Below are 21,388 nucleotides of genomic sequence, written 5' to 3'. Positions count from 1 at the left end.
AACAACAATCTGGAGGAATGTCGTGCAAACCTTTCAAGCCGATCTTGCCATTATAGGCGCCGGTGGCGCGGGATTACGTGCTGCAATTGCTGCCGCACAAGCAAATCCCAACGCTAAAATCGCACTGATCTCAAAAGTGTACCCAATGCGCAGCCATACCGTTGCTGCCGAAGGCGGCTCTGCTGCTGTCGCGCAGGATCATGACAGCTTTGACTACCATTTTCACGATACGGTAGCAGGCGGAGACTGGCTATGTGAGCAGGATGTCGTGGATTACTTTGTCCACCACTGCCCAACTGAAATGACGCAACTGGAACAATGGGGCTGCCCATGGAGCCGTCGTGAAGACGGTAGCGTCAACGTACGTCGCTTCGGCGGCATGAAAATCGAGCGTACCTGGTTTGCCGCAGATAAAACCGGCTTCCACATGTTGCATACGCTGTTCCAAACATCTTTGCAGTTCCCGCAGATTCAGCGCTTTGACGAACACTTCGTTCTGGATATCCTGGTGGACGAGGGTCATGCCCGCGGCCTGGTTGCCATGAACATGATGGAAGGCACGCTGGTGCAGATCCGTGCTAACGCAGTCGTAATGGCAACGGGCGGCGCTGGTCGTGTTTACCGTTACAATACTAACGGCGGCATCGTAACCGGCGACGGTATGGGCATGGCGCTGAGCCACGGCGTTCCGCTGCGTGATATGGAATTCGTTCAATATCACCCGACGGGTCTGCCAGGCTCCGGTATCCTGATGACAGAAGGTTGCCGTGGTGAAGGCGGTATCCTGGTCAACAAAAACGGCTACCGTTATCTGCAAGACTACGGCATGGGTCCGGAAACCCCGCTGGGCGAGCCGAAAAACAAATACATGGAACTCGGTCCGCGCGACAAAGTTTCTCAGGCTTTCTGGCACGAATGGCGCAAAGGCAACACCATTTCCACTCCGCGTGGCGATGTGGTTCACCTCGACCTGCGTCACCTCGGTGAGAAAAAACTGCTCGAACGTTTACCGTTCATCTGCGAACTGGCGAAAGCTTACGTGGGTGTCGATCCGGTTAAAGAACCGATCCCGGTACGTCCGACCGCGCACTACACCATGGGCGGTATCGAAACCGATCAGCACTGTGAAACCCGCATTAAAGGTCTGTTCGCTGTCGGCGAATGTTCCTCTGTTGGTCTGCATGGCGCTAACCGTCTGGGCTCTAACTCCCTGGCGGAACTGGTGGTCTTCGGTCGTATGGCTGGTGAACAAGCTGCGGAACGCGCTGCAACGGCTGGCGCTGCAAACAGTGCCGCTCTGGATGCACAGGTTGCTGGCGTTGAAAAACGTCTGAAAGATCTGGTTAACCAGGAAGGTAACGAAAACTGGTCTAAGATCCGTGACGAAATGGGTATCTCCATGGAAGAAGGTTGCGGTATCTACCGTACGCCGGAACTGATGCAGAAAACCGTTGATAAGCTGGCTGAACTGCAGGAACGCTTCAAGCGCGTACGTATCACTGATACCTCCAGCGTCTTCAACACCGACCTGCTGTATACCATCGAACTGGGTCACGGTCTGAACGTTGCTGAATGTATGGCGCACTCCGCGCTGGCGCGTAAAGAATCCCGCGGCGCGCATCAGCGTCTGGATGAAGGCTGTACCGAGCGTGACGACGTGAACTTCCTCAAACACACCCTCGCCTTCCGCGATGCTGACGGCACGACTCGCCTGGAATACAGCGACGTGAAAATCACCACTCTGCCACCGGCTAAACGTGTTTACGGTGGCGAAGCGGAAGCAGCCGATAAGAAGGAGAAGGCGAATGGCTGAGATGAAAAACCTGAAAGTTGAGGTGGTGCGCTATAACCCGGAAACCGATACCGCGCCGCACAGTGCTTTCTACGAAGTTCCTTATGATGAAACCACGTCACTGCTGGATGCGCTGGGCTACATCAAGGATAACCTGGCACCGGACCTGAGCTACCGCTGGTCCTGCCGTATGGCAATCTGCGGCTCCTGCGGCATGATGGTCAACAATGTACCGAAACTGGCGTGCAAAACCTTCCTGCGTGATTACACAAACGGCATGAAGGTTGAAGCCCTGGGCAACTTCCCGATTGAGCGCGATCTGGTCGTCGACATGACGCACTTTATCGAAAGCCTGGAAGCGATCAAACCGTACATCATCGGTAACCCGCGTACACCGGATCAGGGTCCAAACACCCAGACTCCGGCGCAGATGGCGAAGTATCATCAGTTCTCCGGTTGCATCAACTGTGGTCTGTGCTACGCCGCGTGCCCGCAGTTCGGCCTGAACCCTGAGTTCATTGGACCGGCTGCGATTACGCTGGCGCATCGTTACAACGAAGATAGCCGCGACCACGGTAAGAAGGAGCGTATGGCTCAATTGAACAGCCCGAACGGCGTCTGGACCTGTACTTTCGTGGGCTACTGCTCCGAAGTCTGCCCGAAACACGTCGATCCGGCTGCGGCCATTCAGCAGGGTAAAGTTGAAAGTTCAAAAGACTTTCTTATCGCTACCCTGAAACCACGCTAAGGAGTGCACGATGACGACTAAACGTAAAGCCTATGTGCGGCCAATGACGTCCACCTGGTGGAAAAAGCTGCCATTTTATCGTTTTTACATGCTGCGTGAAGGCACGGCAGTCCCGGCAGTCTGGTTCAGCATTGAACTGATTATCGGCCTGTTTGCACTCAAGCATGGTGCAGAGTCCTGGATGGGCTTTGTCGCCTTTTTACAAAACCCGGTGGTGGTAATCCTTAACATTATCGCCCTGGCAGCAGCGCTGCTGCATACCAAAACCTGGTTTGAGCTGGCACCAAAAGCAGCCAACATCATCGTAAAAGACGAAAAAATGGGGCCAGAGCCGATCATCAAAGGTCTCTGGGCAGTCACTGTGGTTGCTACAGTAGTCATACTGTTTGTTGCCCTGTTCTGGTAAGGAGTCCGGAATGATTAATCCAAATCCAAAACGCTCTGACGAACCCGTATTCTGGGGCCTGTTTGGTGCAGGCGGTATGTGGAGCGCAATCATTGCGCCGGTAATGATCCTGCTGGTAGGCATTATGCTGCCGCTGGGCTTTGTTCCTGATGCTTTCAGCTATGAACGCGTACTGGCATTCGCTCAGAGCTTCATCGGACGTGCGTTTCTGTTCCTGATGATCGTTCTGCCGCTGTGGTGTGGTTTACACCGTATGCACCACGCGATGCATGACCTGAAAATCCACGTGCCGGCTGGCAAATGGGTATTCTACGGACTGGCAGCTATCCTGACCGTTGTAACGGCGATTGGTATTCTGACCATCTAAGTACATGCGTTAATTATCAGGCCCGCCATTGGCGGGCCTTTTTTATTTGTGCAGCACCCCGGTCAACCAACGGGAAAATTCACGCATCGCAGGCGTCTCCGGGCGAGATTGCAAACGCGTTATCCAGTAGCTTCCCAAATCAATCTGCGTTAAAAACGGCTGAACGATACGTTCGCTGCTGAGTAAATGCGTGAACATTCTGACTGGCGCAATTGCCACACCGCTCCCCGCCTGAGCGGCTTCCAGCATGGTGACTGACGAATCAAACACCATCACATTATGCGTCGGTGACGGAGGCGCCTCTCCGGCCGCCTGCATCCAAAGCGCCCATTCATCCCGCCGATACGATCGTAATAACGGAAATTTCAGGATATCCGCAGGCGTTTGAATCTGCGAAGCCAATGTTGGCGAACACAGTGGAGACATCAGCGCGCTACATAAATATTGCGCATCGGTATCGTGCCAGGCTCCCCCACCGTAGCGAATGGTATAATCCAGCCCTTCGGCGGCGGGATCCACGCGATTGTTATGGGTAGAAATATGCAAATCAATATGTGGGTAACTGCGCTTAAAATCGCTCAACAGCGGGAAAAGACAGCCGATAGCAAAGGTTCCCACTACGCCAATTTTAAGTTTTTCCTGGGTCTGTTTAGTGGCAAAACGATCCAACATCCCCGCCATACGATCGAAGGAGTCATTAAGTACAGGTAACAGACTTTCCCCTTCAGTCGTCAACATTAATCCACGAGAACCGCGCACAAAAAGCTGACAATTCAGCTGCTGCTCCAGCGATTTTACATGCTGGCTGATGGCAGAATGCGTCACGTTGAGCTCAATCGCAGCGCGGGTAAAGCTGAGATGTCTGGCCGCGGCTTCAAAAGCCCGCAGCGAGTTAAGAGGGATATAGCTACGCGTCATCATTAAGCCTGTTAGAAAAACTTATATCTGCTGCTAAATTTAACCGTTTGTCAACACGGTGCAAATCAAACACACTGATTGCGTCTGACGGGCCCGGACACCCTTTTGCTTTTAATTACGGAACTGATTTCATGATGAAAAAATCGATATGCTGCGCGCTGCTGCTGACAGCCTCTTTCTCCACGTTTGCTGCCGCAAAAACAGAACAACAAATTGCCGATATCGTTAACCGCACCATCACACCACTGATGCAGGAGCAGGCTATTCCGGGTATGGCCGTGGCGATTATCTACGAGGAGAAACCTTATTACTTTACCTGGGGTAAAGCCGATATCGCCAATAACCACCCAGTCACGCAGCAAACGCTGTTTGAATTAGGGTCGGTCAGTAAGACGTTTAACGGCGTGTTGGGCGGCGACGCTATCGCCCGCGGCGAAATTAAGCTCAGCGATCCGGTCACGAAATACTGGCCAGAACTGACAGGCAAACAGTGGCGGGGTATCAGCCTGCTGCACTTAGCCACCTATACAGCGGGTGGCCTACCGCTGCAGATCCCCGATGAAGTTACGGATAAAGCCGCATTACTGCGCTTTTATCAAAACTGGCAACCACAATGGACTCCGGGCGCTAAGCGTCTTTACGCTAACTCCAGCATTGGTCTGTTTGGTGCGCTGGCGGTGAAACCTTCAGGTATGAGCTACGAAGAGGCAATGACCAGACGCGTCCTGCAACCATTAAAACTGGCGCATACCTGGATTACGGTTCCGCAAAGCGAACAAAAAAATTATGCCTGGGGCTATCGCGAAGGGAAGCCTGTACACGTTTCTCCGGGACAACTTGACGCCGAAGCCTATGGCGTGAAATCCAGCGTTATCGATATGGCCCGCTGGGTTCAGGCCAACATGGACGCCAGCCACGTTCAGGAGAAAACGCTCCAGCAGGGCATTGAGCTTGCGCAGTCTCGTTACTGGCGTATTGGTGATATGTACCAGGGATTAGGCTGGGAGATGCTGAACTGGCCGCTGAAAGCTGATTCGATCATCAACGGCAGCGACAGCAAAGTGGCATTGGCAGCGCTTCCCGCCGTTGAGGTAAACCCGCCAGCACCTGCCGTGAAAGCCTCATGGGTGCATAAAACGGGATCCACAGGTGGATTTGGCAGCTACGTTGCCTTCGTTCCAGAAAAAAACCTTGGCATAGTGATGCTGGCAAACAAAAGCTACCCCAACCCGGCTCGCGTCGAGGCGGCCTGGCGCATTCTTGAAAAACTGCAATAACTGACAGAGGGGTCCGGTAAATCGGACCTCCTTTCTTGCTCTTTTTTTCCTGCTGTCATCTACACTTAACAAAAAACAGTAAGGAAAACACTATGCGCATTCTGCCCGTCGTTGCTGCAGTTACGACTGCATTCCTGGTTGTCGCTTGCAGCTCCCCAACACCGCCGAAAGGCGTTACCGTGGTGAATAACTTTGATGCCAAACGCTATCTGGGAACATGGTATGAAATTGCGCGCTTCGACCATCGTTTCGAACGCGGGTTGGATAAAGTGACCGCAACGTACAGCTTGCGCGACGACGGCGGCATCAACGTTATTAACAAGGGCTATAATCCTGACAGGGAGATGTGGCAGAAAACGGAAGGGAAAGCCTATTTCACCGGCGACCCAAGCACGGCCGCGCTTAAAGTATCATTCTTCGGCCCCTTCTATGGTGGGTATAACGTAATTGCACTCGACCGGGAATATCGTCACGCGCTGGTTTGCGGTCCGGATCGCGACTACCTGTGGATCCTTTCACGGACCCCAACTATTTCAGATGAAATGAAACAGCAAATGTTAGCCATCGCGACCCGGGAAGGGTTTGAGGTGAATAAGCTGATTTGGGTGAAACAGCCTGGCGCTTAGTGAGTGCTCAGCTTCAGACCAATAATGCCAGCAACGATCAGCCCAAGGCTCAGCAAACGCGCCGGGCTGGCAGATTCACCCAGCAGCAAAATCCCTGTAATGGCCGCCCCGACGGCGCCAATGCCGGTCCAGACCGCATAAGCGGTTCCTACAGGTAATGTGCGCATTGCCCAGGAGAGCATGGCAATACTGACGATCATCGCCGCAATAGTGATAATGCTTGGCGTAAGACGCGTAAAACCGTGGGTATATTTCAGGCCAATCGCCCAGACGACTTCGAGCAAACCTGCAATTAATAAAACGATCCAGGACATATCAGGCTCCAGAACAATGGGGCCGTCCCCGGTGAAAGAAGCGTTTGCAGGTCGTCCTACAAAGCTGATGTGTGAAATGGCATTTTTGCCCGGAAGAAAATGAATTTCAACCTTTTTATTCACTGCCAGCTAAAAGCAAGAATTAAGCATAATTAGCGGCGTAGTTCCCGCATTTGGCACTCATCGGAGTTCTCTATGATGAAGGGCTTTCTGAAACCGGAAAGTCGATTGCCCCTCTTCTGAATGCGAAACGTTTATGCTTAAAATTTTAGTGATTGACCGGTGCCACTTTACCCGCACAGGGATAGAGGCCTTGCTTAATCATTCTGGCAGGTTCAGCTCTTCATTTCTGGTATCAGGAATCAATAATCTCCTGTTAGCAAAAGAGCATATTTTGCAATGGAAACCGCATCTGGTGATCGCGGATTTATACAGTTTTATTAGCGAGACGCACTCCAGTCCGCCAATTAACCCTTTTTTTATGAGTTGTGGCGTCATCCCACTGATTTTACTGCAATCAGCAGATAGACAGCATGCCCCCATCGCACCCTCTCAATTCGTCGCCCATTCGGTCTTGACCAAGCACACCACGCTGAACACACTCTCCCACACAATTCAGGAAGCACTTCAGGTTCGCCCCGCATTAGAAATACCCAAAAACGCCACGCCTTTGCTTACGCCGCAGGAGGAGAAAGTATTATCAATGTGGATGGATGGTGTGAGTAACAATGCCATTGCCGCCGCACTCAGCATACATGGCAAAACGGTCTACACCTATAAGCGGAATATCCGTATGAAACTGCACCTGGGGAACCGCTTCTCGCCGTTTCTGTCACTCCCAAGGAAGGGAGATTAACGGTACGACACGACGTCGTACCGTTCTTCATTATTGCTGAGCTTTTGTCGCTGCACCAGAAATGGCGCTACCGCCTTCAGAAATATCCTGTCCTACGCCTCGTGTGGTATTACACGCGGTTAAAACGGAAGAAAGTACCAACACAGAAAAGATCGCAGCAATTGTCTTCTTAACCATAACGTCTTCCTTTTCTAGCCAATATTGTTTGTGTATAGCTACTTAATAATAGACAAGATCTGGGAGTGTGATGGATAAACAATCGTTTTTAAGACTATATGAAATGATTAGCTGGCAGCGTGAGAGATTGAATTGCCAAGATGTTTGATGTCTTCACCGAAGCCGCGCGCGGTATTGCATCCCGTCAGGAGGGTGCTGGTGAAAAGGAGTAGCATTACAAGACCGAGAAGACGTTTCATCATTCCTGCCCTGGAAAAAATATGGCGCAGCAACCTGCGCCATAAGATCAAATGGAAGACTTATTTTACGCGAGAAACGTATTCGCCGGAGCGGGTATCCACTTTGATCACTTCGCCGATCTGTACGAACAGCGGAACTTTAACGACTGCGCCGGTAGACAGGGTAGCCGGTTTGCCGCCAGTACCAGCGGTATCGCCTTTCAGACCTGGGTCGGTTTCAACAACTTCCAGCTCAACGAAGTTCGGCGGAGTTACAGAGATCGGCTGACCGTTCCACAGGGTCACGATGCATTCAGCCTGGTCCAGCAGCCATTTAGCGTTATCGCCTACCGCTTTCTCGTCAGCAGCCAGCTGTTCGAAAGTGGTGTTATTCATAAAGTGCCAGAACTCACCGTCGCTATACAGGAAAGTCAGGTTCATGTCGGCTACGTCTGCGCCTTCAGCGGAGTCAGTAGACTTGAAGGTTTTCTCTACGCGAGTACCGGTCAGCAGGCGACGCAGCTTAACGCGCGCAAACGCCTGGCCTTTACCTGGTTTAACGAATTCGCTGGCTTCAACCGCATAAGGTTCGCCGTCCAACATGATTTTAAGACCAGCACGAAAATCGTTGCTATAGTACGTTGCCATAAGGCCCTCTGAAAATTGTTAACTGGTAGCTAAGCCACAAAATGGCGCATATTGTAACCCTAAATACCCCATCCAGAGAAGATTGGTTATCGCAACTTGCCGATGTTGTGACCGATCCCGATGAACTTCTGCATCTTTTGAATATAGACGCAGATGAAAAACTGTTGGCCGGACGCGATGCGAGACGGCTTTTCGCCCTGCGCGTGCCGCGCGCGTTTATTGCCCGCATGGAGAAAGGTAACCCGGACGATCCGCTTTTGCGTCAGGTACTTACCTCCCAGGAAGAGTTTGTTGCCGCGCCAGGCTACTCAACCGATCCGCTGGAAGAACAGCACAGTGTGGTTCCCGGTCTGCTGCATAAATATCGCAATCGGGCACTGTTGCTGGTCAAAGGCGGTTGTGCGGTGAATTGTCGCTATTGCTTCCGTCGACACTTCCCATATGCCGAAAACCAAGGCAATAAACGCAACTGGCAGGTCGCTCTCGACTACATTACCGCGCATCCTGAGCTGGATGAAATCATCTTCTCTGGTGGCGATCCGTTAATGGCCAAAGACCACGAACTGGACTGGTTGCTCACGCAACTGGAAGCCATTCCGCACATTAAACGCCTGCGTATTCACAGCCGTTTGCCGATAGTGATCCCTGCGCGCATTACCGAAGGACTGGTCGAACGTTTTGCGCGCTCCACGCTGCAGATTCTGCTGGTCAATCACATTAACCATGCCAATGAAGTTGATGAGACGTTTCGCCAGGCGATGAGTAGTCTGCGCGCCGCGGGCGTTACGCTACTCAACCAAAGCGTATTGCTGCGTGGCGTGAACGATAACGCACAAACCCTGGCTAACCTTAGCAACGCACTATTTGATGCCGGTGTGATGCCCTATTACCTGCACGTGCTGGATAAAGTACAGGGTGCCGCCCACTTTATGGTCAGCGATGATGAAGCGCGTCACATTATGCGTGAACTCCTGACACTGGTTTCCGGTTACATGGTCCCCAAACTGGCGCGTGAAATTGGCGGAGAGCCAAGTAAAACGCCGTTGGACCTGCAGTTACGCCAACAATAACCATTATTGAGTGTCCGATTCCGGACACTCGCTATCGATCACGATTATTTAATATCCCTGCAGGTGGAGCCGCACTTTTAATATGTGCTATTTTAACTCGCAGCGCGCAATTAGTTATTTGCAAAACATATAAATCAAGTCAAATCTAGATTTTCAATAAATATATGGTTAGGGAGAACCTTTGATGGCTATCAGTATTAAAGGTATTAATACCGGTGTTATTCGTCAGAAGAATGAATTTGTTGCCTTGGCATTGAAGATTAAAGAACAAAGAAATAAAGAGTCGCTGTTTTTTCTCTCTCCGCTTGGGCTAAGAGATCTGCTTATCGCGCTCGAGAGCAGGCTCTATATGAAGCAACAGCTTAGCGAAGACGCACGTTTGCAATATGAAAAAGAACGTGACAAAGCCAGCAAAAAGATGCACGAAAACATTCCGTTAATTCAGGAAGATGAGCTAAAAAATGCGGATATTAACCGTCGCATAGATTCACTGACGTTAGTGGATGATAAAGGGGAAAACTTAGCATTTTCTCTGACGCTGCATGACGGGAAAACAGATGAATTACTGGTTAATGAATTACAGATTCAGGTGTTGGCGCATGCAATTATTCATGCAATAAATAATGCTGGCATGCGGGATTTAGCGCTACGAATTACATCGCTGCTGGATTTCCTGCCGCTGTACGATGTGGATTGCCAGCAAAACGACAATCTGGAATACGACTCTTATACACAACCCGAATGGAAACATAACCTGTTTAATCATTATCTGGCGATTATTTACCGCTATACGGATGATAAAGGAAAAGCCCATTTCTGTGGTTCGGTAGTAAAAACTCGCGCCGCTTCCGGCAGCAAAGAGGCCGAAGCCATTACTCGCCGCCTGCTCGATTTCAGCCCACGGCTGAAAAAACTTGCCGGTGTACCGTGCCAGGTATTTATCAGAACGTTGACGGGTGATAAGACGCAAAAGCTCAATCAGGATCAGTGCCTGCGAGCACTGCATCATTTACGCGTTCAGTCTGCACATAAGACTCAGAATGCCTGATGGCGCTGCGCTTATCAGGCCTACGATTGCATGAGTCTGTCCAGGCCACTTTATTACACAAAATCATTCAATCTGCATCGCGGCGGCAAGTGAAGAAAATCCCCAGGAGCATAGATAACTATGTGACTGGGGTTTCACAGCGCAGCCAACAAAGAGGCTGGTTGAAGGATGAAGTGTAATCAGTTAGGGCACTTATAAACCTGTCCAATCATCTCACTGGCGGTAGGAACAAAGCTGGACAGCATTCCCTGCGATGGGCTGCTGACACCATAAATCACGTTACCGCCCATTGCCGCAGCCTGGTTACGCAGATCGTTTGCTGCGCCACGCATTGAGCCGCCCTCTTCGCCGTGCTGGCCAGAAAGCCAGTTGCTTTGCTTACCGGTTGCCGTGCCTATCAGTTGGCACTCTGCGCCAGGCTTGTCTTCGACAAAGCGTACGCTTTGCCCGGCTGAACTCAGTTCGTTGCTGGAGCTACAACCCGCCATCAGTAGCGCGGCACCAACGATCCCTGCTAAATATTTCACGTGCATGTCATTCCCCATGATCAATTAGTTGGACGTTATGTCCGTAGCTGAATCATATACTAAAAAGATGACCAAAAGAAAAACCCCCGGACATTTCTGCCCAGGGGTTTCTCAATTCTGAGAGGTTCAGAACAACATGATTACATCATGCCGCCCATTCCACCCATGCCGCCCATACCACCAGCAGCACCTAAGTCAGGTGCATCGCCTTTCGGCAGGTCGGTAACCATGCACTCGGTGGTGATCATCAGACCCGCAACAGAAGCCGCGTACTGCAGAGCAGAACGAGTTACTTTGGTTGGATCCAGGATACCCATGTCGATCATGTTGCCGTATTCTTCAGTTGCAGCGTTGTAACCGTAGTTACCGTCACCGGCTTTCACGGTGTTAGCCACTACAGACGGCTCTTCGCCGCAGTTCAGTACGATTTGACGCAGTGGAGATTCCATTGCGCGCAGCGCAACTTTGATACCTACGTTCTGGTCTTCGTTCTGACCTTTCAGGCCGGCAATTTTAGACGCTACGCGAATCAGCGCAACGCCACCACCAGCAACCACGCCTTCTTCTACCGCAGCACGGGTAGCGTGCAGGGCATCTTCAACGCGGGCTTTCTTCTCTTTCATTTCAACTTCAGTCGCAGCACCAACTTTGATAACCGCAACGCCGCCTGCCAGTTTCGCTACGCGCTCCTGCAGTTTTTCACGGTCATAGTCGGAAGTTGCTTCTTCGATCTGCTGACGAATCTGAGTCACGCGACCCTGGATTGCAGCTTCGTCGCCCACGCCATCGATGATGGTGGTGGTATCTTTGTTGATAACAACGCGTTTCGCCTGGCCCAGATCTTCCAGAGTTGCTTTTTCCAGCTCCATACCGATCTCTTCAGAGATAACGGTACCACCGGTCAGGGTAGCGATATCCTGCAGCATTGCTTTACGACGATCGCCGAAGCCAGGTGCTTTAACCGCAGCGACTTTCACGATACCGCGCATGGTGTTAACAACCAGAGTTGCCAGCGCTTCACCTTCAACATCTTCAGCGATGATCAGCAGCGGTTTGCCTGCTTTCGCTACAGCTTCCAGAACCGGCAGCATTTCGCGGATGTTGGAGATTTTCTTGTCAGCCAGCAGGATGAACGGGCTTTCCAGTTCTACTGCGCCAGTTTCCGGCTTGTTGATGAAGTAAGGAGACAGATAGCCACGGTCGAACTGCATACCTTCAACCACGTCCAGTTCGTCCTGCAGACCGGTACCGTCTTCAACGGTGATCACGCCTTCTTTACCGACTTTGTCCATCGCTTCAGCGATCAGTTTACCTACGGTTTCGTCGGAGTTAGCGGAGATGGTACCAACCTGAGCAATAGCTTTAGAGTCGGAGCACGGTACGGACAGTGCTTTCAGTTCTTCAACAGCAGCAGCGACAGCTTTGTCGATACCACGTTTCAGATCCATCGGGTTCATGCCCGCAGCAACGGCTTTCAGACCTTCAGTGATGATGGACTGAGCCAGTACGGTTGCGGTGGTGGTACCGTCACCTGCAGCGTCGTTCGCTTTAGAGGCAACTTCTTTCACCATCTGCGCACCCATGTTTTCGAACTTGTCTTCCAGTTCGATTTCACGTGCTACGGAAACACCATCTTTAGTGATGGTCGGCGCACCGAAAGATTTATCCAGAACTACGTTACGGCCTTTTGGGCCGAGGGTAACTTTCACTGCATCTGCCAGTACGTTTACGCCGCGCAGCATTTTCACACGAGCGTCGTTACCGAATTTTACGTCTTTAGCTGCCATTTTCTCTTTCCCTTAAATTCGTATGTTCAGTGTCGTTCGCGGATTAGGCTTCAACAATTGCCAGGATGTCGCTTTCAGACATGATCAACACTTCTTCATTGTCGATCTTCTCAGATTTAACACCGTAGCCATCGTTGAAAATAACGATATCGCCGACTTTCACGTCCAGCGGCTGTACGGTACCGTTGTCCAGGATGCGACCCTTACCGACAGCGATGATTTCGCCACGAGTTGATTTACCTGCTGCAGAACCAGTCAGTACGATGCCGCCAGCAGATTTGGATTCAACTTCTTTACGTTTGACGATCACACGATCATGTAACGGACGAATACTCATTGATAGCTCTCCTTTGAGAAAGTCTTTATCAGTTATGGGTGACGCCGGCCCGTAAACGGTTTCCCGGCTAGTGACCAGAGAGATGGGGATGGGGTTTTGTGCCTTCAAGGGGGCAAGCGAAAAAAATTTTTTATCAGCAGAAAATCCCGTCAAAACGCCGACACACCTCACATTTCATAACGATTTCAGTCACGTCGTCATAAGCAAATCCGATTGTGATACCATCAAAAATCTGCGTTGTAGCCCGGTCAATGGGCATAATCGGATAACCACTTATGAGCGGACTGAAACAAGAGCTGGGACTGGCTCAGGGCGTTGGCCTGTTGTCGACATCATTGTTAGGTACAGGCGTTTTCGCCGTCCCCGCGCTGGCTGCGCTGGTGGCTGGCAATAACAGCCTGTGGGCCTGGCCGGTGCTGATTGTTTTGGTCTTTCCGGTGGCGATTGTCTTCGCCGTACTGGGTCGTCATTTCCCCAGCGCAGGCGGTGTGGCGCATTTTGTCGGCATGGCCTTTGGTTCACGACTGGAGCGCGTCACCGGATGGCTATTTTTGTCGGTCATTCCTGTCGGCTTGCCTGCGGCATTGCACATCGCCGCCGGATTCGGTCAGGCGATGTTTGGCTGGCATGACGAGCAGCTTCTGCTGGCTGAGCTGGGTACGCTGGCATTGGTTTGGTACATCGGCTCCCGCGGCGCAAGCTCAAGCGCTAATCTGCAAACGGTCATTGCCGGACTGATTGTTGCCCTCGTTGTTGCTATCTGGTGGGCGGGCGATCTGAAACCAGGCGAAATACCCTTCCCTGCAATTAGCGATATTGAACTCCCCGGTCTGTTCGCCGCGCTGTCGGTGATGTTCTGGTGTTTTGTTGGCCTCGAAGCGTTTGCTCACCTGGCGTCTGAATTCAAAAATCCGGAACGAGACTTCCCACGCGCGCTGATGATTGGCCTGCTGCTGGCTGGATCTGTTTATTGGGCATGCACCGTCGTCGTTCTCCATTTTGGTGCCTACGGCGAGCAAATGGCCGCCGCAGCATCGCTGCCAGAAATCGTCGTGCAACTGTTTGGTGTACAGGCACTGTGGGTCGCCTGCATCATTGGTTATTTGGCCTGTTTTGCCAGCCTCAACATTTATATTCAAAGTTTCGCTCGACTGGTCTGGTCGCAAGCGCAGTATAAGCCTGAGAGTTATCTGGCTCGTCTGTCCCCCCGCCACCTTCCGCGCAATGCGCTAAACGCCGTATTGGGCTGCTGCGTAGTCAGTACTCTGTGCATCTATATGCTGCAAATCAATCTCGATGCGTTAATCGTCTACGCCAACGGCATCTTTATTATGATTTATTTGCTGTGCATGTTGGCGGGTTGTCGATTACTGAAAGGGCATTACCGCGCACTGGCGGTCATTGGTGGTCTGCTGTGCCTACTACTACTGGCAATGGTCGGCTGGAAGAGTTTGTACGCGTTGATTATGCTGGCAGGGCTGTGGCTGTTTTTACCCCGCAGGCCGGATAAAGCAACGTTGACGCCATCATCCTGCCTATAAACACTTTTGCCGGATGGCGCTAACGCTTATCCGGCCTACATACTGAGCCTTAATCCCGACGATCGTCTTTATGTTCGATGCTGTCGCGCTTGTCATCCTTGCGCTGAAATTCACCATCAAAAGTCTCACCGCCACCGGTTCCGGCGCTAAAACCACCGCCAGGCATACGCGAAAAACGTAAATGTGGCAGCAGTTTCATCGTTAGATGTTTTTGCACCGGGGGTAATAAAAGAAGAAGACCGAGGAAATCGGTGAAAAAACCAGGCAGTACCAACAGCAGACCGGCGATAATCAGCGATACACTTTTGATCATTTCTGCAGCCGGACTTTCACCAGCCGCCATTTTTTGTTGCATCAGTAAAAAGTTCTTAAATCCCTGATTACGAACCAGAGACATACCGATAACCGACGTAAAAATAACCAAAATCAGCGTCATCAGGACGCCCATCACATGGGCAACCTGAATAAAAATAGATATCTCTATGTAAACATAGAGAAAAATGGCAAGTAATGGTATCCAGCTCAAAGGGATCTCCTGTTAATAACAGCCGTTTTGTTCAACTTCTGTTCGAAAAATTATGTTAATCGCATCGATTTGATATTGTGGTGGTTAGCAAAATTTCAAGTGGCTTGTACACTAATATTTAGGGTTAATCACAAAGGGGTGATCCATTTCACAGAATAATAAATAAGGGGTAAATTCCACGCTTTAAGTGATCCAGATTACGGTAGAAATCCTTAACCAGCATATGATCTCGGGTATCAGACCGATGCAGGGGATAATCGTCGGTCGAGAAACAATCGAAATCACATATATCCTGTGTGTTTAGTCAAATCATTGGCAGCTTGAAAAAGAAGGTTCACATGTTAAACAACATTCGTATCGAAGAAGACTTGTTGGGTACCAGGGAAGTTCCAGCGGACGCCTACTACGGTGTCCACACTCTGAGAGCGATTGAAAACTTCTACATTAGCAACAGCAAAATCAGCGATATTCCTGAATTTGTTCGCGGTATGGTAATGGTTAAAAAGGCAGCGGCAATGGCCAACAAAGAGCTGCAAACCATTCCTAAGAGTGTGGCAAATGCCATCATCGCGGCGTGTGATGAAGTCCTGAATAACGGAAAATGCATGGATCAGTTCCCGGTAGACGTTTACCAGGGTGGTGCGGGTACCTCCGTCAACATGAACACCAACGAAGTTCTGGCCAATATCGGTCTGGAACTGATGGGTCACCAGAAAGGTGAATATCAGTACCTGAACCCGAACGACCACGTTAACAAATGTCAGTCTACCAACGATGCATACCCAACTGGCTTCCGTATCGCTGTATACGCATCCATCATCAAACTGATTGATGCACTGAACCAGCTGCGTGAAGGCTTTGAGAAAAAAGCCGATGAATTCCAGGACATCCTGAAAATGGGTCGTACCCAGCTGCAGGATGCTGTACCGATGACTCTCGGTCAGGAATTCCGTGCTTTCAGCGTACTGCTGAAAGAAGAAGTGAAAAACATTGGGCGTACCGCTGAGCTGCTGCTGGAAGTTAACCTCGGCGCAACAGCAATCGGTACTGGTCTGAACACGCCGAAAGAGTACTCTCCGCTGGCAGTACAGAAACTGGCTGAAGTCACTGGCTTCGCCTGTGTTCCGGCAGAAGACCTGATTGAAGCAACTTCTGACTGTGGCGCATACGTTATGGTGCACGGCGCACTGAAACGTCTGGCTGTGAAGATGTCCAAAATCTGTAACGACCTGCGTTTGCTCTCCTCTGGTCCGCGTGCGGGTCTGAACGAGATCAACCTGCCGGAACTGCAGGCTGGGTCTTCTATCATGCCAGCTAAAGTGAACCCGGTTGTTCCGGAAGTCGTAAACCAGGTTTGCTTCAAAGTCATCGGTAACGACATCACTGTCACCATGGCATCTGAAGCTGGTCAGCTGCAGCTGAACGTAATGGAGCCGGTCATTGGTCAGGCAATGTTTGAATCCATTCACATTCTGAGCAACGCTTGCTACAACCTGCTGGAAAAATGCGTTAGTGGTATCACTGCTAACAAAGAAGTCTGTGAAGCGTTTGTATTCAACTCCATCGGCATCGTTACTTACCTCAACCCGTTCATCGGTCACCACAACGGCGACATCGTCGGTAAAATTTGTGCCGAAACTGGTAAGAGCGTACGTGAAGTTGTCCTGGAACGCGGTCTGTTGACCGAGTCTGAACTGGACGATATCTTCTCTGCACAGAACCTGATGCACCCTGCTTATAAAGCAAAACGTTATACTGATGAAAGCGAACAGTAATCGTGTAGGGTAGTACCGGAGAAGGCACGTCATGATGACGTGCCTTTTTTCTTACTCGAAGTTACTTAAAAACAACAATTTAATATCAACTTGTTAAACAACAAGGAAGGCTAATATGATAGTTTTAGAACTTATCATCGTTTTGCTGGCAATCTTTTTAGGTGCCAGACTTGGGGGTATCGGTATTGGATTTGCAGGTGGGCTGGGTGTTCTGGTTCTTGCCGCTATCGGCGTAAAACCAGGTAATATTCCGTTCGATGTTATTTCCATTATCATGGCGGTTATCGCTGCTATCTCTGCCATGCAGATTGCCGGTGGTCTGGACTACCTGGTTCACCAAACTGAAAAACTGCTGCGTAAAAACCCGAAATACATCACGATCCTTGCACCTATCGTGACCTATTTCCTGACTATCTTTGCCGGTACTGGCAACATCTCTCTGGCAACGCTGCCGGTTATCGCTGAAGTTGCGAAGGAACAAGGTATCAAGCCTTGCCGTCCGCTCTCTACCGCAGTGGTTTCTGCACAGATTGCGATTACGGCTTCTCCAATCTCCGCAGCCGTGGTTTACATGTCTTCCGTCATGGAAGGTCATGGCATCAGCTACATTCACCTGCTGTCCGTGGTCATTCCGTCCACCCTGCTGGCCGTTCTGGTGATGTCCTTCCTGATCACCGCACTGTTCAACTCCAAACTGTCTGACGACCCGATTTATCGTAAGCGTCTGGAAGAAGGCCTGGTTGAACTGCGCGGTGAAAGACAAGTTGAAATCAAAGCTGGCGCGAAAACCTCCGTTTGGCTGTTCCTGCTGGGCGTGGTTTGCGTAGTTGTATACGCCATCATCAACAGCCCAAGCCTTGGCCTGGTCGCTAAACCGCTGATGAACACCACCAACGCAATCCTGATCATCATGCTGAGCGTCGCGACGCTGACCACGATCGTCTGCCGCGTTGAAACTGACTCCATCCTGAACTCCAGCACCTTCAAAGCCGGTATGAGCGCCTGTATTTGTATCCTTGGTGTTGCATGGCTGGGTGATACCTTCGTATCTCACAACATTGACTGGATCAAAGATACTGCAGGTAGCGTAATTCAGGGTCATCCGTGGCTGCTGGCGGTCATCTTCTTCTTTGCTTCCGCGCTGCTGTACTCTCAGGCTGCAACCGCTAAAGCACTGATGCCGATGGCTCTGGCTCTGAACGTTTCCCCACTGACTGCTGTTGCGTCTTTCGCCGCGGTTTCTGGCCTGTTCATTCTGCCAACCTACCCAACTCTGGTTGCGGCGGTTCAAATGGATGACACCGGTACAACCCGCATCGGTAAATTCGTCTTTAACCATCCGTTCTTCATCCCAGGTACTCTGGGTGTGGTTCTGGCTGTCTGCTTCGGCTTCTTGCTGGGCAGCTTCATGCTGTAAGACTTTACTGCAGGGTGCCTTCGCGCCCTGCAGTTCCTCCTCCCCACCTCGCTTTAGCTAACATCCTTCCCTCGTCCGTTGTATAGTGACCATTCTTTTGCTGGTTACTCTGTTCTTTCGAGGTGTTTATGCTTGATGTAAAGAGTCAGGATATTTCCATCCCCGATACCGTTGTGGTGCTCTGTACCGCCCCGGATGAAGCAACCGCCCAGGATCTCGCCGCCAAAGTGCTGGCGGAAAAGCTGGCTGCCTGCGTGACCCTGCTACCCGGTGCGACCTCCCTCTACTATTGGGAAGGCAAACTGGAACAGGAATATGAAGTGCAGATGATTTTAAAAACCACCGTCACGCACCAGCAAGCCCTTCTCGATTGCCTGAAGTCACATCATCCGTATCAAACACCTGAACTTCTGGTTTTACCCGTCACTCACGGAGACTTTGATTACCGCTCATGGCTCAACGCATCCTTACGCTGATCCTGCTGCTGTGCAGCACATCTACCTTTGCTGGATTATTTGACGCGCCTGGCCGCTCGCAGTTTGTACCTGCCGATCGGGCGTTTGTTTTTGATTTTCAGCAAAACCAACACGATCTGAACCTCACATGGCAGGTTAAAGATGGCTACTATCTGTATCGCAAACAGATAAGCATTACGCCATCTCAGGCCGATATTGCCGAGATAAAACTGCCGCCAGGCGTCTGGCATGAAGATGAGTTTTACGGCAAAAGTGAGATTTACCGTAAACAGCTGACTATCCCGATCACGGTCAATCAGGCTAAGTCTGGCGCAACATTAACGATCACATACCAGGGCTGCGCCGACGCCGGATTTTGCTATCCACCAGAAACAAAAACGGTGCCATTAAGTGAAGTGTCTGCCGATATCCAGGCGACACCTGCGCCGGTGCCAGCCACTGTCGATCCGCAAGAGAAACCGCAGCCCGCGGCTCAACTTCCCTTTACCGCTCTGTGGGCATTGCTGATCGGAATAGGCATCGCGTTTACGCCCTGCGTACTGCCGATGTATCCGCTGATTTCCGGGATCGTACTGGGCGGCAAGCAACGCTTATCAACCGGACGGGCACTGCTGCTGACGTTTATCTACGTTCAAGGGATGGCGCTCACCTATACCGCGCTGGGTTTGGTTGTTGCAGCCGCCGGTTTACAGTTCCAGGCCGCGCTACAACATCCTTACGTCCTGATTGGCCTTGCCGTCATCTTTACGCTGCTGGCTCTGTCGATGTTTGGTTTGTTCACGCTGCAACTGCCTTCATCGCTGCAAACGCGCCTCACGCTAATGAGTAACCGCCAGCAAGGCGGAGCTCCCGGCAGCGTCTTTGCGATGGGGGCGATTGCTGGCCTCATCTGTTCTCCTTGCACAACGGCCCCGCTAAGCGCGATTTTGCTGTATATCGCTCAAAGCGGGAACATGTGGCTGGGAGGCGGCACGCTGTATCTGTACGCGCTGGGGATGGGATTACCTCTGATGCTGATTACCGTATTTGGCAATCGCCTGTTGCCTAAAAGCGGCCCATGGATGGAACATGTCAAAACCGCCTTTGGCTTTGTCATTCTGGCGCTTCCCGTCTTCTTACTCGAACGTATCGTTGGCGACGAGTGGAGCGTTCGCTTATGGTCACTGTTAGGCGTCGCGTTCTTTGGCTGGGCGTTCATTACCAGCCTGCAGGCAAAGCACGCCTGGATGCGTATCGTGCAGATTGTCCTGTTAGCCGCAGCACTGGTATGCGTGCGTCCACTGCAAGACTGGGCGTTCGGCGCGCCGCATACTCACCCCCAGGCACACCTTAACTTCACGCCGGTGGCATCGGTAGATGCGTTAAATCAAGCGCTGGAGCAAGCTAGAGGCAGGCCAGTCATGCTGGATCTGTATGCCGACTGGTGTGTAGCCTGTAAGGAATTTGAAAAGTACACGTTCAGTAATCCGCAGGTTCAGCAAGCGCTAGGCAACACGGTGCTGTTGCAAGCGGATGTGACAGCAAACAATGCCCAGGATGTCGCTCTGCTGAAACATCTACAGGTTTTAGGTTTGCCGACTATCTTGTTCTTTGATGCCGAGGGAAAAGAGCATCCGGAGGCCCGGGTAACGGGTTTTATGGATGCCGCTACCTTCAGCGCACATTTGCGCGATCGCCAACCGTGAGCGACACTTGCAACAGGAAATACGGAGGAGAATACCGTGCAACGTGAAGATGTCCTGGGAGAAGCCCTGAAATTACTTGAGGTGCAAGGGATAGCCAATACCACGCTGGAAATGGTGGCCGAACGTATCGATTATCCTCTGGATGAACTGCAGCGCTTTTGGCCCGATAAAGAGGCCATTCTGTACGATGCGCTACGTTACCTCAGCCAGCGGGTGGATATCTGGCGGCGTCAGCTTTTGCTGGATGACACCCTGAGCGCTGAGCAGAAATTACTGGCGCGCTACACCGCACTGTCCGAATGCGTGAGCAATAATCGCTATCCCGGCTGTCTGTTCATCGCCGCCTGTACGTTTTACCCCGATCCCGGGCATCCGATCCATCAGTTAGCCGATCAGCAAAAAAAGGCAGCACATGACTTCACCCATGAACTGCTCACGACGCTGGAAGTTGACGACCCGGCAATGGTCGCCAAACAGATGGAACTGGTGCTGGAAGGCTGCCTGAGCCGCATGCTGGTTAATCGTAGTCATGCTGATGTCGAAACGGCACACCACCTGGCTGAAGATATCCTACGCTTTGCCCAGTGCCGAATGGGCGGTGCGCTGACCTAAGCGAGCATTATCTGTTTTAGCCGCATCTGTCGGGGAGATTTGTGCAAACTTCAGGCATAACCATGCAGATTGCCGCAATATTAAGCGGTTGAACAATGTTTCCAGAAATTTGATTGACTGACAGACGTGAATACGGTTTAATGCGCCCCGTTGCCCGGATAGCTCAGTCGGTAGAGCAGGGGATTGAAAATCCCCGTGTCCTTGGTTCGATTCCGAGTCCGGGCACCACTCATTTATAAC

At 51.3% G+C, this 21,388-nt stretch carries 24 protein-coding genes and 1 tRNA gene; 16 read left to right on the top strand and 9 right to left on the bottom strand.

The genetic code is table 11. The annotated features are described in order from the left end of the window. Positions 1-22 precede the first annotated feature (22 nt). Genes frdA through frdD form a run of 4 tightly spaced genes read left to right on the top strand, consistent with a single transcriptional unit; the run spans position 23 to position 3,313 of the window. Positions 23-1,813: a fumarate reductase (quinol) flavoprotein subunit gene (gene frdA / locus C2U41_RS25005; RefSeq protein ID WP_003025543.1), complete on the top strand. Its 1,791-nt coding sequence runs from the start codon at positions 23-25 to the stop codon at positions 1,811-1,813. Continuing rightward, positions 1,806-2,540, top strand: coding sequence for a fumarate reductase iron-sulfur protein (frdB, locus tag C2U41_RS25000; protein ID WP_003025540.1), 735 nt, complete (start codon positions 1,806-1,808; stop codon positions 2,538-2,540). The genes frdA and frdB overlap by 8 nt, the downstream gene beginning before the upstream one ends. Before the next feature lie 10 nt (positions 2,541-2,550). Then, positions 2,551-2,946 carry a fumarate reductase subunit FrdC gene (gene frdC / locus C2U41_RS24995; protein WP_003025537.1) on the top strand — a complete coding sequence of 132 codons (396 nt, stop codon included), beginning with the start codon at positions 2,551-2,553 and terminating at the stop codon, positions 2,944-2,946. A 10-nt stretch (positions 2,947-2,956) separates the two neighbouring features. Further along, on the top strand, positions 2,957-3,313 hold the full coding sequence (frdD, locus tag C2U41_RS24990) for a fumarate reductase subunit FrdD (RefSeq protein ID WP_003025535.1): 357 nt from the start codon (positions 2,957-2,959) through the stop codon (positions 3,311-3,313). 42 nt (positions 3,314-3,355) lie between these two features. Here the strand turns inward: frdD and ampR are convergent, their stop codons facing one another. Further along, complete coding sequence (gene ampR, locus C2U41_RS24985) at positions 3,356-4,231, bottom strand: LysR family transcriptional regulator AmpR (RefSeq protein ID WP_032937777.1); 876 nt, start codon at positions 4,229-4,231, stop codon at positions 3,356-3,358. Between the two features lie 131 nt (positions 4,232-4,362). Between ampR and C2U41_RS24980 the strand changes: the two genes are divergently transcribed. Together C2U41_RS24980 and C2U41_RS24975 are read left to right on the top strand one after the other, a co-directional pair. Beyond that, positions 4,363-5,508 carry a class C beta-lactamase CMY-152 gene (locus tag C2U41_RS24980; protein WP_032937778.1) on the top strand — a complete coding sequence of 382 codons (1,146 nt, stop codon included), beginning with the start codon at positions 4,363-4,365 and terminating at the stop codon, positions 5,506-5,508. 92 nt (positions 5,509-5,600) lie between these two features. Beyond that, positions 5,601-6,134, top strand: coding sequence for a lipocalin family protein (locus tag C2U41_RS24975; RefSeq protein WP_003844984.1), 534 nt, complete (start codon positions 5,601-5,603; stop codon positions 6,132-6,134). Here the strand turns inward: C2U41_RS24975 and sugE are convergent. Continuing rightward, complete coding sequence (sugE, locus tag C2U41_RS24970; protein WP_000118520.1) at positions 6,131-6,448, bottom strand: quaternary ammonium compound efflux SMR transporter SugE; 318 nt, start codon at positions 6,446-6,448, stop codon at positions 6,131-6,133. The two genes, C2U41_RS24975 and sugE, sit on opposite strands and share 4 nt — an antisense overlap. 256 nt (positions 6,449-6,704) lie before the next feature. Here sugE and C2U41_RS24965 point away from each other — a divergent pair, with 256 nt between their 5' ends. Continuing rightward, positions 6,705-7,304 (top strand): helix-turn-helix transcriptional regulator, encoded by a 600-nt coding sequence (locus C2U41_RS24965; RefSeq protein ID WP_016149437.1) that lies wholly within the window; start codon positions 6,705-6,707, stop codon positions 7,302-7,304. Positions 7,305-7,334: 30 nt separating this feature from the next. Here C2U41_RS24965 and ecnB read toward each other — a convergent pair whose 3' ends face one another. The 3 genes from ecnB to efp all read right to left on the bottom strand — a co-directional run bounded on the left by ecnB (position 7,335) and on the right by efp (position 8,347). Beyond that, positions 7,335-7,481, bottom strand: coding sequence for a lipoprotein toxin entericidin B (ecnB, locus tag C2U41_RS24960; protein ID WP_003025482.1), 147 nt, complete (start codon positions 7,479-7,481; stop codon positions 7,335-7,337). Positions 7,482-7,588: 107 nt separating this feature from the next. Then, complete coding sequence (ecnA, locus tag C2U41_RS24955) at positions 7,589-7,723, bottom strand: lipoprotein antitoxin entericidin A (RefSeq protein WP_003830568.1); 135 nt, start codon at positions 7,721-7,723, stop codon at positions 7,589-7,591. Between the two features lie 57 nt (positions 7,724-7,780). Further along, the gene (efp, locus tag C2U41_RS24950; RefSeq protein WP_003025478.1) at positions 7,781-8,347 is read right to left on the bottom strand and encodes an elongation factor P; all 567 of its coding nucleotides are present in this window, start codon (positions 8,345-8,347) and stop codon (positions 7,781-7,783) included. A gap of 41 nt (positions 8,348-8,388) precedes the next feature. Between efp and epmB the strand changes: the two genes are divergently transcribed. Then, positions 8,389-9,417, top strand: coding sequence for an EF-P beta-lysylation protein EpmB (gene epmB, locus C2U41_RS24945; RefSeq protein ID WP_016149436.1), 1,029 nt, complete (start codon positions 8,389-8,391; stop codon positions 9,415-9,417). A 184-nt stretch (positions 9,418-9,601) separates the two neighbouring features. Beyond that, the gene (yjeJ, locus tag C2U41_RS24940; protein WP_003844989.1) at positions 9,602-10,465 is read left to right on the top strand and encodes a YjeJ family protein; all 864 of its coding nucleotides are present in this window, start codon (positions 9,602-9,604) and stop codon (positions 10,463-10,465) included. Between the two features lie 179 nt (positions 10,466-10,644). Here yjeJ and C2U41_RS24930 read toward each other — a convergent pair whose 3' ends face one another. From C2U41_RS24930 to C2U41_RS24920, 3 genes are all read right to left on the bottom strand, one after another. Then, positions 10,645-10,998 (bottom strand): DUF4156 domain-containing protein, encoded by a 354-nt coding sequence (locus C2U41_RS24930; protein WP_003025468.1) that lies wholly within the window; start codon positions 10,996-10,998, stop codon positions 10,645-10,647. A 134-nt stretch (positions 10,999-11,132) separates the two neighbouring features. Further along, positions 11,133-12,779 (bottom strand): chaperonin GroEL, encoded by a 1,647-nt coding sequence (groL, locus tag C2U41_RS24925; RefSeq protein WP_003025464.1) that lies wholly within the window; start codon positions 12,777-12,779, stop codon positions 11,133-11,135. Between the two features lie 43 nt (positions 12,780-12,822). After that, positions 12,823-13,116, bottom strand: a complete 294-nt coding sequence (locus C2U41_RS24920) for a co-chaperone GroES (RefSeq protein WP_000027827.1) — start codon at positions 13,114-13,116, stop codon at positions 12,823-12,825. 275 nt (positions 13,117-13,391) lie between these two features. Between C2U41_RS24920 and yjeH the strand changes: the two genes are divergently transcribed. Next, on the top strand, positions 13,392-14,657 hold the full coding sequence (yjeH, locus tag C2U41_RS24915; RefSeq protein WP_103848373.1) for an L-methionine/branched-chain amino acid transporter: 1,266 nt from the start codon (positions 13,392-13,394) through the stop codon (positions 14,655-14,657). 49 nt (positions 14,658-14,706) lie between these two features. On the opposite strand, the gene C2U41_RS24910 is transcribed toward yjeH, so the two are convergent. Next, a complete protein-coding gene (locus C2U41_RS24910; RefSeq protein WP_103848372.1) occupies positions 14,707-15,183 on the bottom strand; it encodes an FxsA family protein in 477 nt (158 codons plus the stop codon). A gap of 338 nt (positions 15,184-15,521) precedes the next feature. Between C2U41_RS24910 and aspA the strand changes: the two genes are divergently transcribed. The 6 genes from aspA (at position 15,522) to C2U41_RS24880 (ending at position 21,376) form a co-directional block, all read left to right on the top strand. Continuing rightward, on the top strand, positions 15,522-16,958 hold the full coding sequence (aspA, locus tag C2U41_RS24905) for an aspartate ammonia-lyase (RefSeq protein ID WP_003025452.1): 1,437 nt from the start codon (positions 15,522-15,524) through the stop codon (positions 16,956-16,958). 115 nt (positions 16,959-17,073) lie between these two features. Next, positions 17,074-18,375, top strand: coding sequence for an anaerobic C4-dicarboxylate transporter DcuA (gene dcuA / locus C2U41_RS24900; RefSeq protein WP_003025449.1), 1,302 nt, complete (start codon positions 17,074-17,076; stop codon positions 18,373-18,375). Positions 18,376-18,503: 128 nt separating this feature from the next. Beyond that, entirely contained in the window at positions 18,504-18,851 is a 348-nt protein-coding gene (gene cutA / locus C2U41_RS24895) for a divalent cation tolerance protein CutA (protein WP_003025447.1), read from the top strand. After that, positions 18,827-20,536: a protein-disulfide reductase DsbD gene (locus C2U41_RS24890; protein ID WP_104427106.1), complete on the top strand. Its 1,710-nt coding sequence runs from the start codon at positions 18,827-18,829 to the stop codon at positions 20,534-20,536. The genes cutA and C2U41_RS24890 overlap by 25 nt, the downstream gene beginning before the upstream one ends. A gap of 36 nt (positions 20,537-20,572) precedes the next feature. Then, positions 20,573-21,148 (top strand): transcriptional regulator, encoded by a 576-nt coding sequence (locus tag C2U41_RS24885; RefSeq protein WP_003025441.1) that lies wholly within the window; start codon positions 20,573-20,575, stop codon positions 21,146-21,148. A gap of 152 nt (positions 21,149-21,300) precedes the next feature. After that, positions 21,301-21,376 (top strand) — tRNA-Phe (locus tag C2U41_RS24880). The last annotated feature ends 12 nt before the right edge of the window (positions 21,377-21,388 follow it).

This window comes from Citrobacter freundii complex sp. CFNIH4 (assembly GCF_002934505.1).
Lineage (GTDB): Bacteria > Pseudomonadota > Gammaproteobacteria > Enterobacterales > Enterobacteriaceae > Citrobacter > Citrobacter freundii.
This window is presented reverse-complemented; position numbering and strand designations above follow the sequence as displayed.